Origin of the sequence: Segatella baroniae DSM 16972 = JCM 13447 (assembly GCF_000426585.1) — a bacterium.
Classification (GTDB): Bacteria; Bacteroidota; Bacteroidia; order Bacteroidales; family Bacteroidaceae; genus Prevotella; species Prevotella baroniae.
Genome location: NZ_AUFQ01000022.1, coordinates 1 through 16672, shown reverse-complemented (window position 1 = coordinate 16672; position 16672 = coordinate 1). Strand labels below are relative to the sequence as shown.

Annotated in this window: 14 protein-coding genes and 1 pseudogene; 8 read left to right on the top strand and 7 right to left on the bottom strand. The window is 58.7% G+C overall.

Annotated features, from left to right (window positions below):
• Window positions 1-138 precede the first annotated feature (138 nt).
• Window positions 139-3504, top strand: a complete 3366-nt coding sequence (locus K334_RS0111700; protein ID WP_027445005.1) for a two-component regulator propeller domain-containing protein — start codon at window positions 139-141, stop codon at window positions 3502-3504.
• Window positions 3505-3650: 146 nt separating this feature from the next.
• On the opposite strand, the gene ahpC is transcribed toward K334_RS0111700, so the two are convergent.
• Window positions 3651-4217, bottom strand: a complete 567-nt coding sequence (ahpC, locus tag K334_RS0111695) for an alkyl hydroperoxide reductase subunit C (protein WP_025882343.1) — start codon at window positions 4215-4217, stop codon at window positions 3651-3653.
• A 63-nt stretch (window positions 4218-4280) separates the two neighbouring features.
• On the bottom strand, window positions 4281-4865 hold the full coding sequence (locus K334_RS0111690) for a superoxide dismutase (protein ID WP_081658097.1): 585 nt from the start codon (window positions 4863-4865) through the stop codon (window positions 4281-4283).
• A 362-nt stretch (window positions 4866-5227) separates the two neighbouring features.
• Between K334_RS0111690 and K334_RS0111685 the strand changes: the two genes are divergently transcribed.
• Window positions 5228-6157: a hydrogen peroxide-inducible genes activator gene (locus K334_RS0111685; RefSeq protein WP_025882340.1), complete on the top strand. Its 930-nt coding sequence runs from the start codon at window positions 5228-5230 to the stop codon at window positions 6155-6157.
• Window positions 6158-6240: 83 nt separating this feature from the next.
• Here the strand turns inward: K334_RS0111685 and K334_RS0111680 are convergent, their stop codons facing one another.
• Entirely contained in the window at window positions 6241-7377 is a 1137-nt protein-coding gene (locus tag K334_RS0111680; RefSeq protein WP_025882338.1) for a TlpA disulfide reductase family protein, read from the bottom strand.
• A 543-nt stretch (window positions 7378-7920) separates the two neighbouring features.
• Between K334_RS0111680 and K334_RS0111670 the strand changes: the two genes are divergently transcribed.
• From K334_RS0111670 to K334_RS13985, 3 genes are read left to right on the top strand one after another with little or no spacing between them, the layout of a single operon-like run.
• Complete coding sequence (locus tag K334_RS0111670) at window positions 7921-8592, top strand: NigD1/NigD2 family lipoprotein (RefSeq protein ID WP_027445004.1); 672 nt, start codon at window positions 7921-7923, stop codon at window positions 8590-8592.
• A 37-nt stretch (window positions 8593-8629) separates the two neighbouring features.
• Complete coding sequence (locus tag K334_RS0111665) at window positions 8630-9199, top strand: RNA polymerase sigma factor (RefSeq protein ID WP_027445003.1); 570 nt, start codon at window positions 8630-8632, stop codon at window positions 9197-9199.
• On the top strand, window positions 9196-10395 hold the full coding sequence (locus K334_RS13985) for a porin family protein (protein WP_051218753.1): 1200 nt from the start codon (window positions 9196-9198) through the stop codon (window positions 10393-10395). Before K334_RS0111665 ends, K334_RS13985 begins: the two co-directional genes overlap by 4 nt.
• A 3-nt stretch (window positions 10396-10398) precedes the next feature.
• Here the strand turns inward: K334_RS13985 and K334_RS0111655 are convergent, their stop codons facing one another.
• The 4 genes from K334_RS0111655 to dapB all read right to left on the bottom strand — a co-directional run bounded on the left by K334_RS0111655 (window position 10399) and on the right by dapB (window position 13894).
• Window positions 10399-11025 carry a WbqC family protein gene (locus tag K334_RS0111655; RefSeq protein ID WP_025882321.1) on the bottom strand — a complete coding sequence of 209 codons (627 nt, stop codon included), beginning with the start codon at window positions 11023-11025 and terminating at the stop codon, window positions 10399-10401.
• Window positions 10937-11530 (bottom strand): S26 family signal peptidase, encoded by a 594-nt coding sequence (locus tag K334_RS15475; RefSeq protein ID WP_390896185.1) that lies wholly within the window; start codon window positions 11528-11530, stop codon window positions 10937-10939. The genes K334_RS0111655 and K334_RS15475 overlap by 89 nt, the downstream gene beginning before the upstream one ends.
• A 140-nt stretch (window positions 11531-11670) precedes the next feature.
• Window positions 11671-13119 carry a S26 family signal peptidase gene (locus K334_RS0111645; protein ID WP_021590829.1) on the bottom strand — a complete coding sequence of 483 codons (1449 nt, stop codon included), beginning with the start codon at window positions 13117-13119 and terminating at the stop codon, window positions 11671-11673.
• 16 nt (window positions 13120-13135) lie between these two features.
• Window positions 13136-13894, bottom strand: a complete 759-nt coding sequence (dapB, locus tag K334_RS0111640) for a 4-hydroxy-tetrahydrodipicolinate reductase (RefSeq protein WP_021590753.1) — start codon at window positions 13892-13894, stop codon at window positions 13136-13138.
• Between the two features lie 198 nt (window positions 13895-14092).
• Between dapB and K334_RS13980 the strand changes: the two genes are divergently transcribed.
• The 3 genes and pseudogenes from K334_RS13980 to K334_RS14575 form a co-directional block, all read left to right on the top strand.
• Complete coding sequence (locus K334_RS13980) at window positions 14093-15439, top strand: DUF2851 family protein (protein ID WP_051218752.1); 1347 nt, start codon at window positions 14093-14095, stop codon at window positions 15437-15439.
• A 288-nt stretch (window positions 15440-15727) separates the two neighbouring features.
• Window positions 15728-16111 carry an acyl-CoA thioesterase gene (locus K334_RS0111630; protein WP_036890400.1) on the top strand — a complete coding sequence of 128 codons (384 nt, stop codon included), beginning with the start codon at window positions 15728-15730 and terminating at the stop codon, window positions 16109-16111.
• 377 nt (window positions 16112-16488) lie between these two features.
• A pseudogene (locus tag K334_RS14575) lies at window positions 16489-16672 on the top strand (IS1380 family transposase); the annotation flags it as partial.

The window sequence follows — 16672 nt, the reverse complement described above, 5'->3', positions numbered from 1 at the left end:
GGCTTGGAAAGAAGAGCCGTGACGACATATCGGACAAAGGAAAATACAAAACAGACAATTAATCTTAATGCAGTGACAAAACGGACGCGGGCCCGTCCAAAATGTGTATCTTTGCCTTTGTCACACCAAACAATCGTCATGAGAAGTCACCTGTGCCTCTTCTTTCCGCTACTGGCCCTGTGGGCGTCGTGCGCCATGGCCGCCGGGAGCGTCCAACCGTATTTCAACAACATTCAGCTGGACGGCGCGTCGACCGTCTGCAGCTTCGCCCACGACCGGCGGGGAATCGTCTGGCTGGGCACCGAAAGCGGCCTCTACAGCTACGACGGCTACCACTCCTACCCCCATTTCGACAGCCGTTCGCCCTACCACAGCCGCGTCCACAGCCTCGTTGCGCAGGGCGACCTGCTCTTTCTGGGCACCGAGAACGGCCTGTTCGTCTTCGACACCGCCACCAACAGCTATCGCCCGTCGCCCCGTCGGTCGCCCAAGGACATCCGCGCCATGGCCCTCCAGGGGCGGAAGCTGCTGCTCGGCACCTCCGACGGCCTCTACGAGTACGACCTCCGGCAAGGTTCGTTGCGCCAATCGGCCCTCCACGGCCAGGCAATCTACGCCCTTTTGCCGTCTCATCGTGGCCTTTTGGTCGGCTCATTGCACGGCTTTTACATCGTGAAAGGGGGCCGGACGCGACGCGTCGGCATAGCTTCGGGGCGGCAGCCGTTGGTCAACGCCCTGGCGTTCGACCGTCGGCGCGGTTGCTACTGGGTGGGGACGGAAGGCGCGCTGTATCGCACCGACTTCAAGGAAATGGCTCCGTTGGCCCCGCTTCAGGGCAATTCCGTCAAGGCGTTGGCCGTCGGACAGCGGGGCGACGTGTGGATCGGCACCGACGACGGGCTCTTCACCTGCGGCACGGATGGGGCCGTCAGCCGCATCGTCCACGACTCCCGGTCGACCGCCAGCCTGGCCAACAACATCGTCTGGGCCCTCGACGCCGACGCCCGGGGCAACGTCTGGGTGGGCACCGACAACGGACTGTCGTTCTATAAGGGCGGTTCGGCGTTCGTCTACACGCCTCTGTCCGACATCACGGGCAGCGGCGACGGCAACAGCCTGCACAACCTCTACCGTCAGGGCGACGGAACGCTGTGGATGGGAGGCACCAACGGCCTGCTGCGGTTCCGCCGCACGGCCGCCGGCTTCGACGACGTGGCGTGGTACAGGCAGACTTCGACCCGCTTTCCGCTGTCCCACAACCGCGTGCGCGCCGTCTACCAGGACGCCGACGGCGACATCTGGGTGGCCACAGACCACGGCGTCAACTACTACGACCGCCGACGACGGCAGTTCCGCAACTTCGTGTTGACCGAGCCTACCGGCCGCTACAATGCCAACTGGGCCTACGACGTGCTGCTCGACAGCCGTCGGCGGCTGTGGGTGTCGGCCTACATGGGCGGCATTTTCATCATCGACAAGCGGCGGCTGGTGGCCTCGGAAGGCACCGTCAGGGCCGACCGCCACATCTCCGACGGCCCCGGCGGGCTGAGCGGCATACACGTGGGGCAGATGGTGGCCGACCGCCGGGGCCGCATCTGGGCCATGGTCTACGGGCGCGGGCTCTGCCGCATCGACCCGGCGACGCTGCGGCCCGATCGCTTCGTCGGCCGGCAGTCGTTCAGCTACGTGACCCTCGACCGCCGGGGAAGCCTCTGGGCCGGCTATGACGGCGGCGTGATGCGCTTCGACGAAGGCTCCGCAAGCCCCGTGGACATCCGCTTCGACGACGGAATCACGAAGCGCGGCGTCACCACCATGGCCGACGTGGCGGGCCGCATGTACGTCTTCAGCGGGTCGGTGTGCCGCGTCGTCCACGGCGGAAGGGTGGAACGCCACTTCAGCGTGCCCCTGCTGTCGGCCGTCACGTCGCTCTACGTGCCCGCCACCCGCAGCCTCTATGTCGGCGGCAACGACGGTTTCATCGCGCTCTCGCCCGACGCTTCCCCCACCGCGACGGGCGGGCGGCGTCTCTTCCTGACGTCGATGCGCGTCAACGAAAGGGAGTATGCGGGCGGGCCGCAGGCCGTTCTCCCCGCAAGCAGCGTCGCCCTGCGCAGCCACGACAACAATCTCAGCTTCCGATTCACCGACCTTCCCTACGCCGGCAGCCTGCGTTCGCTCTACGTCTATCGGCTCGAAGGCCTCGACCGGACGTGGCACGACCTCGACAATCTGGCCGAAGCCGTCAACTACAACGGGCTTCCCTACGGCCGCTACCGCCTCTTGGTGCGCGACATCGACGCGCCGGAGCAACGCTACGCCTACACGCTCGACATCGAAATCAAGGCCCCCTGGTATCTCACCGTGGGGGCCAAGCTGGTCTATCTGCTGCTGGCGTTGGGCGCAGGGCTGTGGGTCATGAACTTCTACGCCATGCGGAAGAACCTGCGTCAGGAGCAGACGGCGCGGCGAAGGCTGCTGGAGCAGAGCCGTGCCAGGGCCCACTTCTTCGCCCATCTGTCCGAGAGGCTGAAGCAGCCGCTGGCCCACATCCTGGCCCCCGTCTATCAACTGGCGGCCGCCGGCCATGCCGACGACTTGCTGGAGGACATCCGCAGCAGCGCCACGGCCCTCAACCGCCTAGTCTACGAGTCGCTCGACAGCGACGGCGAGGCCTCCGACACGCGGCGGCAGCCCGTCATGGCCCCGCTGGACGTGGTGGACTATCTGCGCCGCGTGGTGGCCCGGCGCAAGGGCGGGGGGCAAACGGGGGCGTTGCGGCTCGACGCCGACATCGCGTCGCTCACCATCAACGTCGACATCGTCGGATGGGACATCGTCGTGCAGACGCTCTTCGACTTTGTCGGAAGCCACGCCCAACCCGGCAGCGAGACCGTCGTCACGCTGAGGGGAGACCTGGAGAAGCACCTGCTGAGGCTGTCGATAGGCAACCGAACGCTGCGCATCGCCGACATAGAGCGCAACCAGCTCTTCATGCGCTATGGCGCGTCGGCCGACAACGACTCGTCCACCGCCGGCCTCTTCATCATCCGGCAGTACGTAGAGATGAGCAAGGGCACCATCGCGCTGGCTCCCGGCGCGGCGGGCGGCCAGTGTTTCAGCCTCGTCCTGCCCTTCGACAATCGCCGCCAGCCCTCCGTGGCCGAGGGGCTGCCCGTCGTCGACAAGCTCTTCGCCCAGGCCACGGCCGTCATCGAGGCCCACATCGCCGACACCAACTTCAATGTGACGGGACTTCAGGCTGCCCTGGGCGTGGGCGACAAGTACCTCTACCGCAAGATCAAGCAGCAGTCGGGCATGTCGCCCGTGGAATACATCCGCAACATCCGCATGCGCAAGGCGTCATTGCTGCTGCGTGAGGGCAAGTACAGCATATCCGAGGTGATGTTCATGGTGGGGTTCAGCAATCCGGGCTACTTTTCCAAGTGCTTCCAGCGGGCCTACGGCATGACGCCGACGGAGTTTTTGAAATGTGAAGTGTGAAATGTGAAGTGGGGAATGGGGGCGGGGAGCACGAAAAAAGCCGCGCGGAGAAATCCGTGCGGCTTCATGAAACAGGAAAAAGCGTTTCCTTCCCGTTCTTTTCTACCATGACTCTCTATCCCGGGAGAGGAAACGCTTGTCTTTAATTAAATCTTTCCAACCAAGTCGATACCCGGCTTGAGGGTCTTCGCGCCCTTCTTCCAGCGTGCGGGGCACACTTCGCCGTCGTGTTCGGCCACGAACTGAGCGGCTTCCACCTTGCGGACAAGCTCTTCGGCGTTGCGGCCGATGCTGTTGTCCTGCACCTCTGCCAGCTTGATGAGGCCTTCGGGATTCACCAGGAAGGTGCCGCGGTAGGCCACACCCTCATCCTCCTTGTACACGCCGAAGGCACGGCTGAGCAGTCCGGTGGGGTCGCCGAGCATGGTGTAGTTTATCTTCTTGATGGTGTCGGAGGCGTCGTGCCAGGCCTTGTGTACGAAATGTGTGTCGGTACTTACCGAGAACACCTCCACACCCATGGCCTTCAGCTGCTCGTAGTGGTCGGCGAGGTCTTCAAGTTCGGTCGGACACACGAAGGTGAAGTCGGCCGGATAGAAGAAGAACAAGGCCCACTTGCCTTCGATATCTTTGTTGCTTACAGTCTTGAAACTTCCGTTTTGGAATGCCTGAACGCAGAATTCAGGCGCGTGTTGATTGATGATTGGTTCCATGAGGATATGTATTTATATATTAAAATATAGAGTTTACTGTTTTTTTAGGGAGTTTCGTCGCGTTTAGCGCAGTCGGGAAGCCACGATGTCCCAGTCTACGATGTCCCAGCTTTGCGCCACATGGTCGGCGCGTCGGTTCTGATAGTCGAGATAATAGGCGTGCTCCCAGACGTCAAGTCCATAGAGTGGGTTGAGTCCCTGGCGCAGGGGATTGCCGCCGTTGGGCTCCTTCGTGATGATGAGCTTGCCGTCTTTGTCCTGCGAGAGCCATGCCCATCCCGAGCCGAAGAGCGTCGTGGCGGCCTGGGCGAACTGCTGCTTGAAGGCATCGAAGCTGCCGAAGGCCTCGTCGATGGCCTCTGCCAGCCGTCCCTTGGGCGCGTTGCCGGCCACGGGAGCCTTGAACTGCGCGAAATAGAGCGCGTGGTTGAGCGTCTGTCCGGCGTTGTTGTAGATGGGACCTTCGGGCGCGGTGGCCACAATCTCTTCCACCTGACGGTCGGCGAACTCCGTGTCCTTGACCAGAGAGGCCAGCGTGTTGACGTAGTTCTGCAAGTGCTTGCCGTAGTGGAAGTTCACGGTCTGTTCGCTGATGACGGGTTCCAATGCGTTGGGCGCATAGGGAAGTGCGGGCATTTGTATGTTCATAATTCTTTATTTTTAATGGTTTTGTATGCTTGTTCCTTGCCGTCGGCCGTGCCTGGGCTGTGGCCGTCGTGGCTTTTTCTTGATGGTGCAAAGGTAGCGGATGTCCTTCGGCCGTGCAATAGGCGAAATTTATCGGCCCATTGAAAAACTCTATCATCCTGGCGCAGGCCCTTTGCCGACGGGACTACCCATTCATGATGATTTTGTCGTGGGCCGATGAAAAAAGCGTCGGGCGGCGTTTGTGAATCGGACGGATTGCGCTATCTTTGCAAAAGACGGCAAGCATTCTCCACATCCGCTTGCGTTGTCTTTGCAAAAGATGGATTGCGCTTTTGCAACAACCGAACTTAAAACAAGCATATATGACCCTTCAGCAATTGGAATACGTCCTCGCCGTCTACCGTTTCAAGCATTTCGCCAAGGCGGCAGACCACTGCGACGTGACACAGCCCACCCTCAGCTCGATGATTCAGAAGCTCGAAGACGAGTTGGGCATGAAAATCTTCGACCGCCGCCGCCAACCCATCCAGCCCACGAAGGCCGGCATGGCCGTCATCGAGCAGGCCTGGAAGGTGCTGCAGCGCGCGCGCAGGCTCCGCGAGACCGTCGAGGAGGAGAAACAGTCGCTCACGGGCACGTTCAACGTGGGCGTGCTGCCCACCATCGCGCCCTATCTCGTGCCGCGGTTCTTCCCCCAGTTGATGAACGCCCACCCCGAAATGGACGTCAGAATCATAGAGATGAAGACCGAAGAGATGAAGCGTGCACTCGCAAGGGGCGACGTCGACGCCGGCATTCTGGCCCGGGTGGAAGGCTTGGAGGGTATGGACGGCCGCACGCTTTTCTATGAACAGTTCTACGCCTACGTGGCCGAGGGCGACCCGCTCTTCGACCGTCAGGCCATCAAACCGGCCGACCTGACGGGCGAATTCCTGTGGTTGCTCGACGAAGGGCACTGCTTCCGAGACCAGCTCGTGAAGTTCTGCCAGCTCAAGGCGGCCATCCGCAGCAAGAAAAGCTACAGCCTGGGCAGCATAGAGACCTTCATGCGCATCGTGGAGAACGGCAAGGGGCTGACCTTCATCCCCGAGTTGGCCATCCCGCAGCTGTCCGACGACCAGCGAAGGCTGGTGCGTTCGTTCGCCCTCCCTGTGCCGACGCGCGAGATTGTCATGCTGACGGCGCCGGGATTCATTCGCGCCACGCTTCTCGACATGCTGGTAGAGCACATCCGGAAGTCGGTGCCGGCGGCCATGCTGAAGCCCCGCCAGTTGCAGCAGGCGGTGATCTGACGCCGCCAAAGACCGGCGAAGGCACGGCCCTGGGCTATCCCCATGACCGTGCCTTCGCGTTTTTGATAGTCGACAAGACCTTCCTACTTCCCGAATGTTTCGTCGAGGAAGGTGTAGAAAGCCGGGTCTTCACCCACAACCGTCTTCACAATCTTGCCGTCGGGGCCCACGAGCACCTTCGTCGGGAAGCCCGTCACGCCGTAGTCGGCCAGCACCTTGCTGTCGCGGGGATTGTAGACGTGGAGCCAGGGCAGCTGGTTCTTCTGCACGGCAGCCTTCCACTTGGCGTCGGTATCGTTGCAGTCGACGCCCAGAATCTCGAACTTTCCGGCATACTTCTCGTAGTATTCCTTCATCTTCGGCATGCCCTTGATGCACCATCCGCACCAGGAACCCCAGAAGTCGAGCAGCACATACTTGCCGCGGAAGCTCGACAGCGCGAGATCCTTGCCGTTGATGTCCTTCAAGGTGAAGTCGGGCGCCACCACGCCGGGGGCCTGTTTCTTGGCATTCTCAGCCTCCCTGGCCTCCTGGTTCTTGATTTCCTCGATCGGTTCGTTGTAGAACGCCTTCATGCGGCCGTTCTTTACGGCCGGCGAAAGCAGGGCGACAGCCTGTTCCATCTGCTCCACCTCGTCGAGATTGGGTATGATGGCGGCGCTGGCCTCGCTGTTGGGATGGCTCTTGATGAAGCCCATCACGGCGTCGGAGTAGGCCTTTTGCAGCGCGGGAGCCTTCTCCTGGTATTCCTTCATGATGGTTTCCTGGCTCTCGCCGGCCTTCATGCGGGCCATGAGCGCCTTCTGCAAGTCGACCAGAGGCTGCTTCGCCTTCTCCAACACGATGTCGGCCTCGTGGTATTCCTGGTAGAATTTGGAGCCGCCGATGTCGTAGCGGTCGTTCAAGTCGCCCTTCAGTTCACACTTCTCGCCCGGCACCGCCACGACGGTGGTGTACTTCGTCTCCTCCTGGCGCATGGTGGCCGGCGTCACGAGCTGTAGGGTGGTGGGCTTGTCGATGGTCAGTTCCACCTCGAACGTGCCGTTCTTGGCCACCACCGTCTCCTTTTTTGAATCGTTGCGCGAGGCTCCGGGGATGACGACAATCATCGTGTCGCCGAAGTTCTTCAGGTCAACCTTCAGGTTGAAATTGCCTTTTGGGGCTGCAAGACCTGCCAGTGCGGTCATGGCCGCAGCCATTGTGAGAATGATTTTTTTCATCTTCGTTATATTGTTGATTATCATTGCAAGAGGTGTCATTCTGCGGGAATGACGCGTTACGCCTGCAAATGTAGGGCGATGGCGCGCAAATTGGAGCAAAAGGCCTGCACATTTAATTTTTTATAACATGGCGTCGACCACGATTTTGCTGCCTTGCGCGCTCACGCGCACCTTCTTCATGCGGTTCATGGCGTCGAGGGCTGCGTCGAGCCCGTTTTGCGTTGGTGCGCAAAAGCAGACCTTAAACTGGGGAAAGGTAAAAAGGTAAAAAAGTAAAAAGGTAAAAAGCGCAACGCCAAAGGGCTGCGATGGGAACGCCAAAGACCAGCTTTCACAATGCCAAAGGGCTGCTTTTGCAATGCCAAAGGCCAGCTTTCACAACGTCAAAGGGCAGCTTTCACGTCGTCCTTTTTGCCTTTTTCCCTTTTCTTTGTATCTTTGCGAAGGGCAAACGGTTGTTTTTTCAAAAATTAACAGGCCGTGCCAGGCAAGATATTCCATAACGGTGGATTTATTATACAGAAACCATCAAACGAAAAGAATATGAAAACAAAGCTATGGATGATGAGCGCGCTCGTGGCCCTGGTGGCCGCTGCTGCGCTGCAGTCGTGCAACGACGATGACGACAACCGAAACCTGGCCTACCCCAACGCCCTGGTGACGCTGAAGACCAACGCCAGCGGCACTTTCTTCCTGCAACTGGACGACTCGACCACCGTCATACCCACCAACATGAAGGCTTCGCCATACGGCAAGAAGGAGGTGAGGGCGCTGGCCAACATCAACATGGACGCCAAGGAGCCGAAAGACCATGTGAAATCGGGCTACGTGAACTGGCTCGACAGCATTCTGACCAAGAACATGGCACCCAATCTGGGCGACAAGAACGACGCCACCTACGGCAACGACCCCGTGGAACTCGTGAAAGACTGGACCACGCTCGTGGAGGACGGCTATCTGACGCTGCGCTTCCGCACCTATTTCGGCTACGGAAAGCGGCATGTGCTCAACCTCATATCGACCGGCAAGCCCTACGAAGTGGAGCTGCGGCACAACGCCCAGGGCGACGACCGACGCGTGGTGCGCGACGGATTGGTGGCATTCCGCCTCATCGGGTTGCCCGACACGGGGGGGAAGGAAGAGGAACTGACCGTGAAATGGAAGTCGTTCAGCGGCGAGAAGAGCGCAAAATTCAAGTACCGCACCCGCAGGTAGGCCGCAACGGCCGCGGCGGGAGCGCCTATTCTCTATGATAAATATATTCGGTAAAGATCAAGAACAGGAAATCGTGCGTCTGTTCGCCAAGGAAGACTCCCGGGCGATGGACGCGCTTTTTGCCGAATATGCGGGCTATCTCACGGCCGTCGCCCAACGCTACGTGCCTCGGGAGGCCGACATGCACGACGTGTTGCAGGAGAGTTTCATCAAGATTTTCACGCGCATCGGCGACTTCGAGTACCGGGGCAAAGGCTCGTTGCGGGCCTGGCTCACGCGGGTGGTCGTCAACGAGGCACTCCACTGGCTGCGCTCGGGCCGCCAACTGCTCTTCGCCGACACCGACCTGGAGCGCATGGACCTGCCCGAAGAGCCGCCGCCCGCCACAGACACGCTGACCGACGAGGGGCTGGCACGGCTCATCGGACGCCTGCCGGCGGGCTACCGGGCGGTGTTCAACCTGTATGCCGTTGAGGGAAAGAGCCACAAGGAGATTGCCCGGCTGCTCGACATCAAGCCCGACACGTCGGCTTCACAATATCACAAAGCAAAGAACATGCTCGCCCGGATGATTCGGGAGCAAAGAAAAAAGGAGGAACGGCTATGAACAAGCAATGGACTGACGACATACGCAAGCGCATGGAGCGTCGCCAAACGGCGGCTCCCGAAGGCTTGCTCGACGACGTGAAGCGCGAGATGGCACTGCGGGGACTCGCCCCGAAGCCTGCCGCCAGCCGCCGCCGGGCCGCCACCGCACGCCTCTGGCTCTACCGCACGGCGGCGGCCGCAGCCGTGGTGTTGGCCGTCTTCTTGCTCTGGCCGGGTTCCGACGAAGAACGTGCCGTGAAACCATTGGCCTTCATGCCGACGAAGGAGGTGGCGCAGGCCGCCACAAGGCTTCAAGCCACACGACTCCACCAGCCTGCGACGGCCGACAGGGCCGAGTTGGCGGCAGCGGCAGCCCCCGCCGACAGGCCCGACCAGGCCGACCAGACCGACGGATTGGAGTCGCCGACAACGACAGACCAGGCCGACAAGCCCGAACAGACCGAGCCGCAGACGCCCGCCGACCCTTCCTTACCCGCAGAATCACCCTTCTTCCTCCCCTCCCCGTCTTCCTCCACCGACAGCAGGCTCAGCATTGCCACCAGCTACGGCGGCGCGATGGGCTCCACAAGTGGCGCGACGGGCATGACACTGGCCACCGCCGACCCCATCGGCAACTATGAAAGGGAGTTTGACGGAAAGAAATCGGAGGGACTGATGCAGGAAGTGGCCATGGAAAAGCACACCAAGCACAAACAACCCGTGAGGGTGGGCGTGTCGGTGAGCTATCGGCTGAACCGCCACTGGAGCCTCCAGACGGGCCTCAACTACAGCTATCTCTCGTCCACGACGACCTATTCGGGTGGCGCGGAGGGCAACCGCACCGAACAGTCGCTCCACTACGTGGGCCTGCCGCTGAGCGCCGCCTACACGCTGGCGCAGGGACGACACTACAGGGTCTATGCCACGGCGGGCATGCAGGTCGAGAAGCTGGTGAGCGGCAAGCTGTCGGCAGCGGGCAAAGGAACCGCAGACACGGAACTGCCGACACGGAATATCAAGGAGAAACAACTGCAATTCTCGGCCAATGCGGCCGTCGGAGCCGAACTGCGGCTGCGAAATGGCGTGAGCGCCTACGTGGAATCGGGCGTAAGCCGCTACTTCAACAACCACAGCGAGGTGGAAAACATATACAAAGACAAGCCCACCAACTTCAACCTGAACGTGGGTTTGCGCATCTATTTGAATGATTTCTAAAGCTTATAAGTACAACACGGCCTCGTTGCCCTCATTGAACAACAGGTCGAGAATGCTCAGATTGGGCTGGAATCCCCACTTTTGTTCATACACCTGGTAGTACCGCCGCGGCTCAAACGACGGGTCGGGCAGCGGATGTTTCGGCCGGATGACGTTGCGGAAGTCATCATCCGCCTCCAAACGTCCATCACCTGCGGCAGGTTGATAGGCAGTGGTGGGCCGATAGTCAGGCTGAATGTCGAGAAGTTCGCACATTTTCGCGGTGATGGCCATGTTGAAATCGAAGAGAAAGTCCCACCGCCGCTCGAAGAAAGGGCGGATGTCGTCCTGATAGAACTCGAAGAACGGACTCTCGCCATAGGCCGAGCATAGAGCGTTCCAATGGATGTGGCGCCAATGTCCGTGGTCGCTGACACGCACGTCGCGCATGGGCGTCTTCGACAGCGCGTCGCCGTCGGTGGTCACGGGCACGCTCAACGCCTGCAAGCCGTTGGTCGTGGCGATGACCATCCGGTTGCGATAGGTCTGCTTCACAAAGTTGTCATGGCGCTCTATCAGGCAGTGGGCGTGGCGGTTGAGCTTCTGATACCACTGCACGGGGCCGAAATAGGTGCTGGAAAGATATAACATAATGCGCTTTACCCACGATAAGGTGCTGGTGAACCAACAGCTTTTGCCTGCCCGTGTTGAGCAAGAGGAACCTGCAATCGGGACTCCCGCAGCGATTGCAGCACCGCATGGGCAGGCAATAGCGTCGCCCTTGGCAAGTGATGGTGTCGCCCGGCATAGCCTCCACACGCGACAGATAGCTCCGAACGCTGTCGGTATAGACCAGAAAGTCGCCCGAACGGAAATCCTTGCGCGCAAGTTTGTTCACCATCACCTTGTTGCCGATTGTGAACACAGGCCTAAAATCATTGCTGGTCACGGTAAAGAAGGTGATGACAAAGGTGTGGAGTACAAAGAACAAGACGACGGCCACACCAAGGGGCAATATCCATTTCAGGTGGTGGGGGATGGGTTGTGGGGTTGTTAGGGTGTCAGGATGAATGGTTTGCGTTATAGTTGTTGGGGTGTTGGGCTGTAGAGTTGTTGAGATGAATGGTTTGTATGACGGGGGTTGCCTCTCCGCCATTTCCCGCTGACAGTTCACCCTCCCTTTGGGAGGGCTGGGGTGGGTCTCTGGAAGGCCGGGATAGGTCTTTGGGAGTCCCCCGGAGGTCGTCAATCCGTCAGGCACTCCCCTCCTTTGGAGGGGCGGGGGAGGCTTCCCCCCTACTTGATTCCATCCACAAACCTGAACAATCGTCGCCAACGGATGGCACCGAAGCCCTTGCGGTCGGGGTCAGAACTGTACCAGATGAATATCGGTTTGCCCACGATATGGTCTTCGGGAACGAAGCCCCAATAGCGGGAGTCGGCCGAATTGTGGCGGTTGTCGCCCATCATCCAGTAGTAGTCCAGCTTGAACGTGTAGCTCTTGGCCGGCTTTCCGTTGATGAATATCCTGCCGTTCTTTATCTCCAGGTCGTTGCCCTCGTAGGTTCGGATGGGCCGTTCATAGATGGCGATGTTGTCCATCGTCAGCTTCAGCGTGGCACCGCGCTTCGGAATCCACACCGGACCGTAGTTGTCGCGCGTCCATCCCGTGTAGGTTGTGAGCGGATAGGTCTCTCCCGCAAACGCATCCGTGTTGAGACGAATACTCTTCACGATGTCCGTGCGGCCCTTGAGAACGTTATATGCGTGCCTCGTCAGTGGCATATAACCGTATTGATTGAGGCTCGTGAGGTCTTCCATGGATATTCCCAGCTCGTGCATCAGCTCTTCGGGAATGTCCGCCTTGCGCTCTATATAATATGTATACTGCACGTTGTCAGGCTCCTTGTTGGGCTTTCCGTCGAGATAGACGATGCGATTCTTGATCTGCAAGGTCTGTCCGGGCAACCCAACGCAACGCTTCACATAGTTCTCCCGCCTGTCGGTAGGCCGCGTGATGATGTCGCCATACTCGTTGGGATTCTGCTCCACGTAGCGTTTGCCCAATTCGTAAAGGCCTAAAAGATGGTCGCGCTGCTGCTGGCGGCTGAGCTGCGACAGGTCGATGGGCTGCGGATGCTGCTGTTCGTAGATCTGTTCGCCCAGCTGCTGGCACATGCTGTAGAAGTCGGCCGACTGGTAACGGTCGGCATTGACCAGCGTGTCGCCGGCCGGATAGTTGAAGACCACGATGTCGTTGAGCTTCACGTGGCCCAGTCCCTTCACGCGGCGATAGTCCCAATGCGGCCATTCCACGTAGCTCTTCACGCCGATGAGCGGCATGGTGTGCTGCGTGAGCGGCATGGTGAGCGGCGTCTGAGGGATGCGCGGGCCGTAGCTCAACTTGGAAACGAAAAGATAGTCGCCCGTGAGAAGGCTCTTTTCGAGCGACGACGATGGGATGACGAAGTTCTGGAAGAAGAACAGATTGATGAAATAGACGGCCACAAGGGCGAACACAAGGGCGTCGACCCAACTCATGATGAACCGCACCGGCCCTTCGGAATCTTTCCACCACTGCCACCGTATCTTCTTGGTGATGTAGACATCGTAGATGAACGGCACCACGACGAGGCCCAGCCAGCTCTTCAGCCAGAACAGGAACGAGAGATAGAGAACCATGACCACAGCGAACTTCGTCCACTGCACGCGCATGTTCAACTTAGCTTTTTCTTTATCGATCATTGTTTTTCAACGTAGGTTAGAACTTGAACAGGTCGCTCGTCGTGAGCAATCCTCGGTGATTCAGGGTGTATTCTGCCGCCAGCACAGCCCCCAATGCGAAGCCTTTCCGGCTGTGGGCGTCGTGCTCGATGGTGATCATGTCGGCCTCGGAGTCGTACATCACTGTGTGAATGCCGGGCACTTCGCCGTCGCGCACGCAGTTGATGACCAGGTCGCCCTGGGCTGTCGGATCGCCCGCATCCTCATGACCGTCGTTCGTCCAGATGGTGACGCCGCGCTTCCAGTCCTTCTTTCGGTCTACATTCTCGATGATATCCTCGGCCAAGGAGATGGCCGTGCCCGACGGCGCGTCGAGCTTGTGCACGTGATGGGTCTCCTGCATGCAGACGTCATACTCGGGAAAGCCGTTCATGATCTTGGCCAGAAAGCGGTTGACAGCCGAGAAGATGGCCACGCCCACCGAGAAGTTGCTGGCCCAGAAGAGCGTGTGTCCGCCCTCGGCGCAGAGCTTTCTCACGTCGTCGCCATGCTCTTTCATCCATCCCGTGGACCCACTCACGACCTTCACGTCGTGCGCGAAGGCTTTCAAATAGTTGCCGTAGGCTGCCGTTGGATTGGTGAACTCTATCGCTACGTCTGCTTCGGCGAACTCCGGGGAGTCGAAATCCTGCGGATTGTCCACGTCGATGCGGCACACAATCTCATGACCACGCCGCAAGGCGATGTCTTCGATCATGTGGCCCATCTTACCATAGCCGATCAATGCTATCTTCATTTTACTTGATGATTTGTCAGTTTACAACTTGAAACTTAGTTATTTGCGGCAAAGATAACGCTTCTTTTCCAAAGACAAAAGGCCGAAATGCAATAAAAAGCAATATTTAAGGCCTTTTGTACAAAATTTGATGGCCCCTCGAAGCGGCTTTCAAATATAATCTCTACTTTTGTATGACGCTTAAATAGCCTGATACGGATGGAACAACTCTTGCACTATGTATGGAAGCACAAGCTGTGGCGGCCCGGCCCCATGGCCACGACCGACGGCCGACGGCTGGAAATCATCGACCCGGGACTGCACAACCGCGACGCCGGCCCCGACTTCTTCAACGCCAAAATCAAGGTCGGCGGCACGCTGTGGGTGGGCAATGTGGAGATTCACGACCGGTCAAGCGACTGGTATCTGCACGGCCACGACCGCGATTCGCGCTACAACAACGTGATTCTCCACGTGTGCGGAGCTATCGACAGACCGGTCCGCAACGAGCGGGGCGAACCGCTGACGCAACTGCAACTCGACGTTCCCGAATACGTGAAGGCGCACTACGACGAACTGCTCACCACCGACCGATATCCTCCTTGCCACCGCATCATCCCCTCGCTGTCGCGCCTTGGCGTCCACGCGTGGATGAACGCGCTGCAGACGGAGCGGCTGGAACAGAAGACGGAGGCCATCGCCGACCGCCTAAAGCGTTGCGACGGCTCGTGGGAGGCGGCCTACTTCGTCACGCTGGCCCGCAACTACGGCTTCGGAATCAACGGCGACGCCTTCGAGGCATGGGCCTGTCACATCCCGTTGCAGGCCGTCGCCCACCATCAGGACAACCTTTTGCAGGTGGAAGCCATCTTCCTGGGGCAGGCGGGACTGCTCGATCCGGCGGCCATTGCCGAGCGTCACCGGACCGAAGCCATTGCCGACAGTTACTTTCAACGGCTTCGCAAGGAGTATCTCTACCTACAACACAAGTTTTCTTTTGAGCCTATCGACTTCCAACTTTGGAAGTTTCTGCGGCTCCGTCCTCAGAATTTTCCACATATTCGCATCGCTCAACTGGCCAATTTGTTCTATCAACGACGGGCCGGACTGAGCCAATTGCTCGATTGCCACGACGTGAAGGCGGCAGGCGAACTGCTCCGTAGCGCCGTCACACCTTATTGGGAGACGCACTACACCTTCGGTCATGCGGGCGAAAAACAACAAAAACGGCTCTCGGCCGCGTCGCTCCAACTGCTCCTCATCAACACCGTGGTACCCATCCTCTTTGCTTACGGCCGCCACAAGAGCGACGAGAAACTCTGCCAACGGGCCTTCGACTTCCTCGACCAGCTGAAGGCGGAGGACAACCACATCGTGCGGATGTGGCACGCGTGCGGCCTCGACGTGGAGAACGCGGGCGACTCGCAGGCTCTCATCCAACTCAAGAAGATGTATTGCGACCGCAAGGACTGCCTCAGATGCCGCATCGGGTATGAATATTTGAGACCCGTCACGGCACAACAAGCACCCACCCCGGCCCTCCCAAAGGGAGGGTGCGCAGGCTGAAGACCGATGACGGCGGCAAACTGAACGACAAGAATGGGTGTCGGCGTCAAAAAGTGGGCCGCCGCAGTAGGGGTATTGAATGAAAGATGAGTGATGATAGTAATGACAACGTCCATTGCAAGCGTTCGAGCAATTGCGTGTCACATCGACATTCATCAAATAAAAATATTGACAATCATGACAGAAACAACCCATCAAGCAGACAAACAGCCGTCTCAAGACGGTGCACCCGCCCCTCGGGGGAGGGCCGGAGAGAGGCCGCAGGGCAACTACATCTTCGAAACCCGCATGGAGGTGCGCGACTACGAGTGCGACATCGAGGGCATTGTGAACAACGCCAACTACCTGCACTACGCCGAACACACGCGCCACCGCTTCCTGCGGCACGCCGGACTGAGCTTCGCCCAGATGCACGAGAAGGGTGTCGACGCCGTGGTGGCCCGCATGAACCTGGCCTTCAAGACACCGTTGCGCTGCGACGACGAGTTCATTTCGCGCCTAGCATTGAAGAAGGAGGGCGTGCGCTACGTCTTCACGCACGACCTTTTCCGTGCGAGCGACGAGAAGCTGTCGTTCCATGCCGTCGTCGAACTCGTGTGTCTGGTCAACGGCCGCCTTGCCGTGAGCGAGGACTACGACCGCGCCTTCGAGCCGTTCCTGCAATCTGAATGACCCCCCAAAAATCGATCATTAGAGAATCATCGAAAAGCAGTAATCACAAATCTATCGGACAATTGCCAAAATATTACCGCTGCGTGGTAGCAAGATTACCACGCAGCGGTAAGACTATTACCACAGGGCTGGTAATCACATTACCACGCAGCGGTAATCCCATCATTGCAGTACAAAAACTATTCGATAACTGCTTGTCCGGTTATGAGTTGCCGCACGTTTTGTACAAAACTTATACTTACCTTAATTCCGCAACACTATTATAAATTAAACTTTTTAAGTACCTGAGCAACAAAAAGTTGCTCAGGATTTTGCCATGTCAGAATTTTCACTTATCTTAGTGTTGCAAAAAAAAACAAGAGAATCCAACGATAGACATGGCGAAGATACAAATTAAATCTGAGAGACTCACTCCTTTTGGGGGATTATTTTCAATCATGGAGCAATTTGACTCCACATTATCATCTGTCATCGACTCAACCCTCGGTCTAAGGTGTAGATCGTTCGGTTATCAGTACAGCGAAATCATCCGTTCTCTCATGAGTATCTACTTCTGTGGCG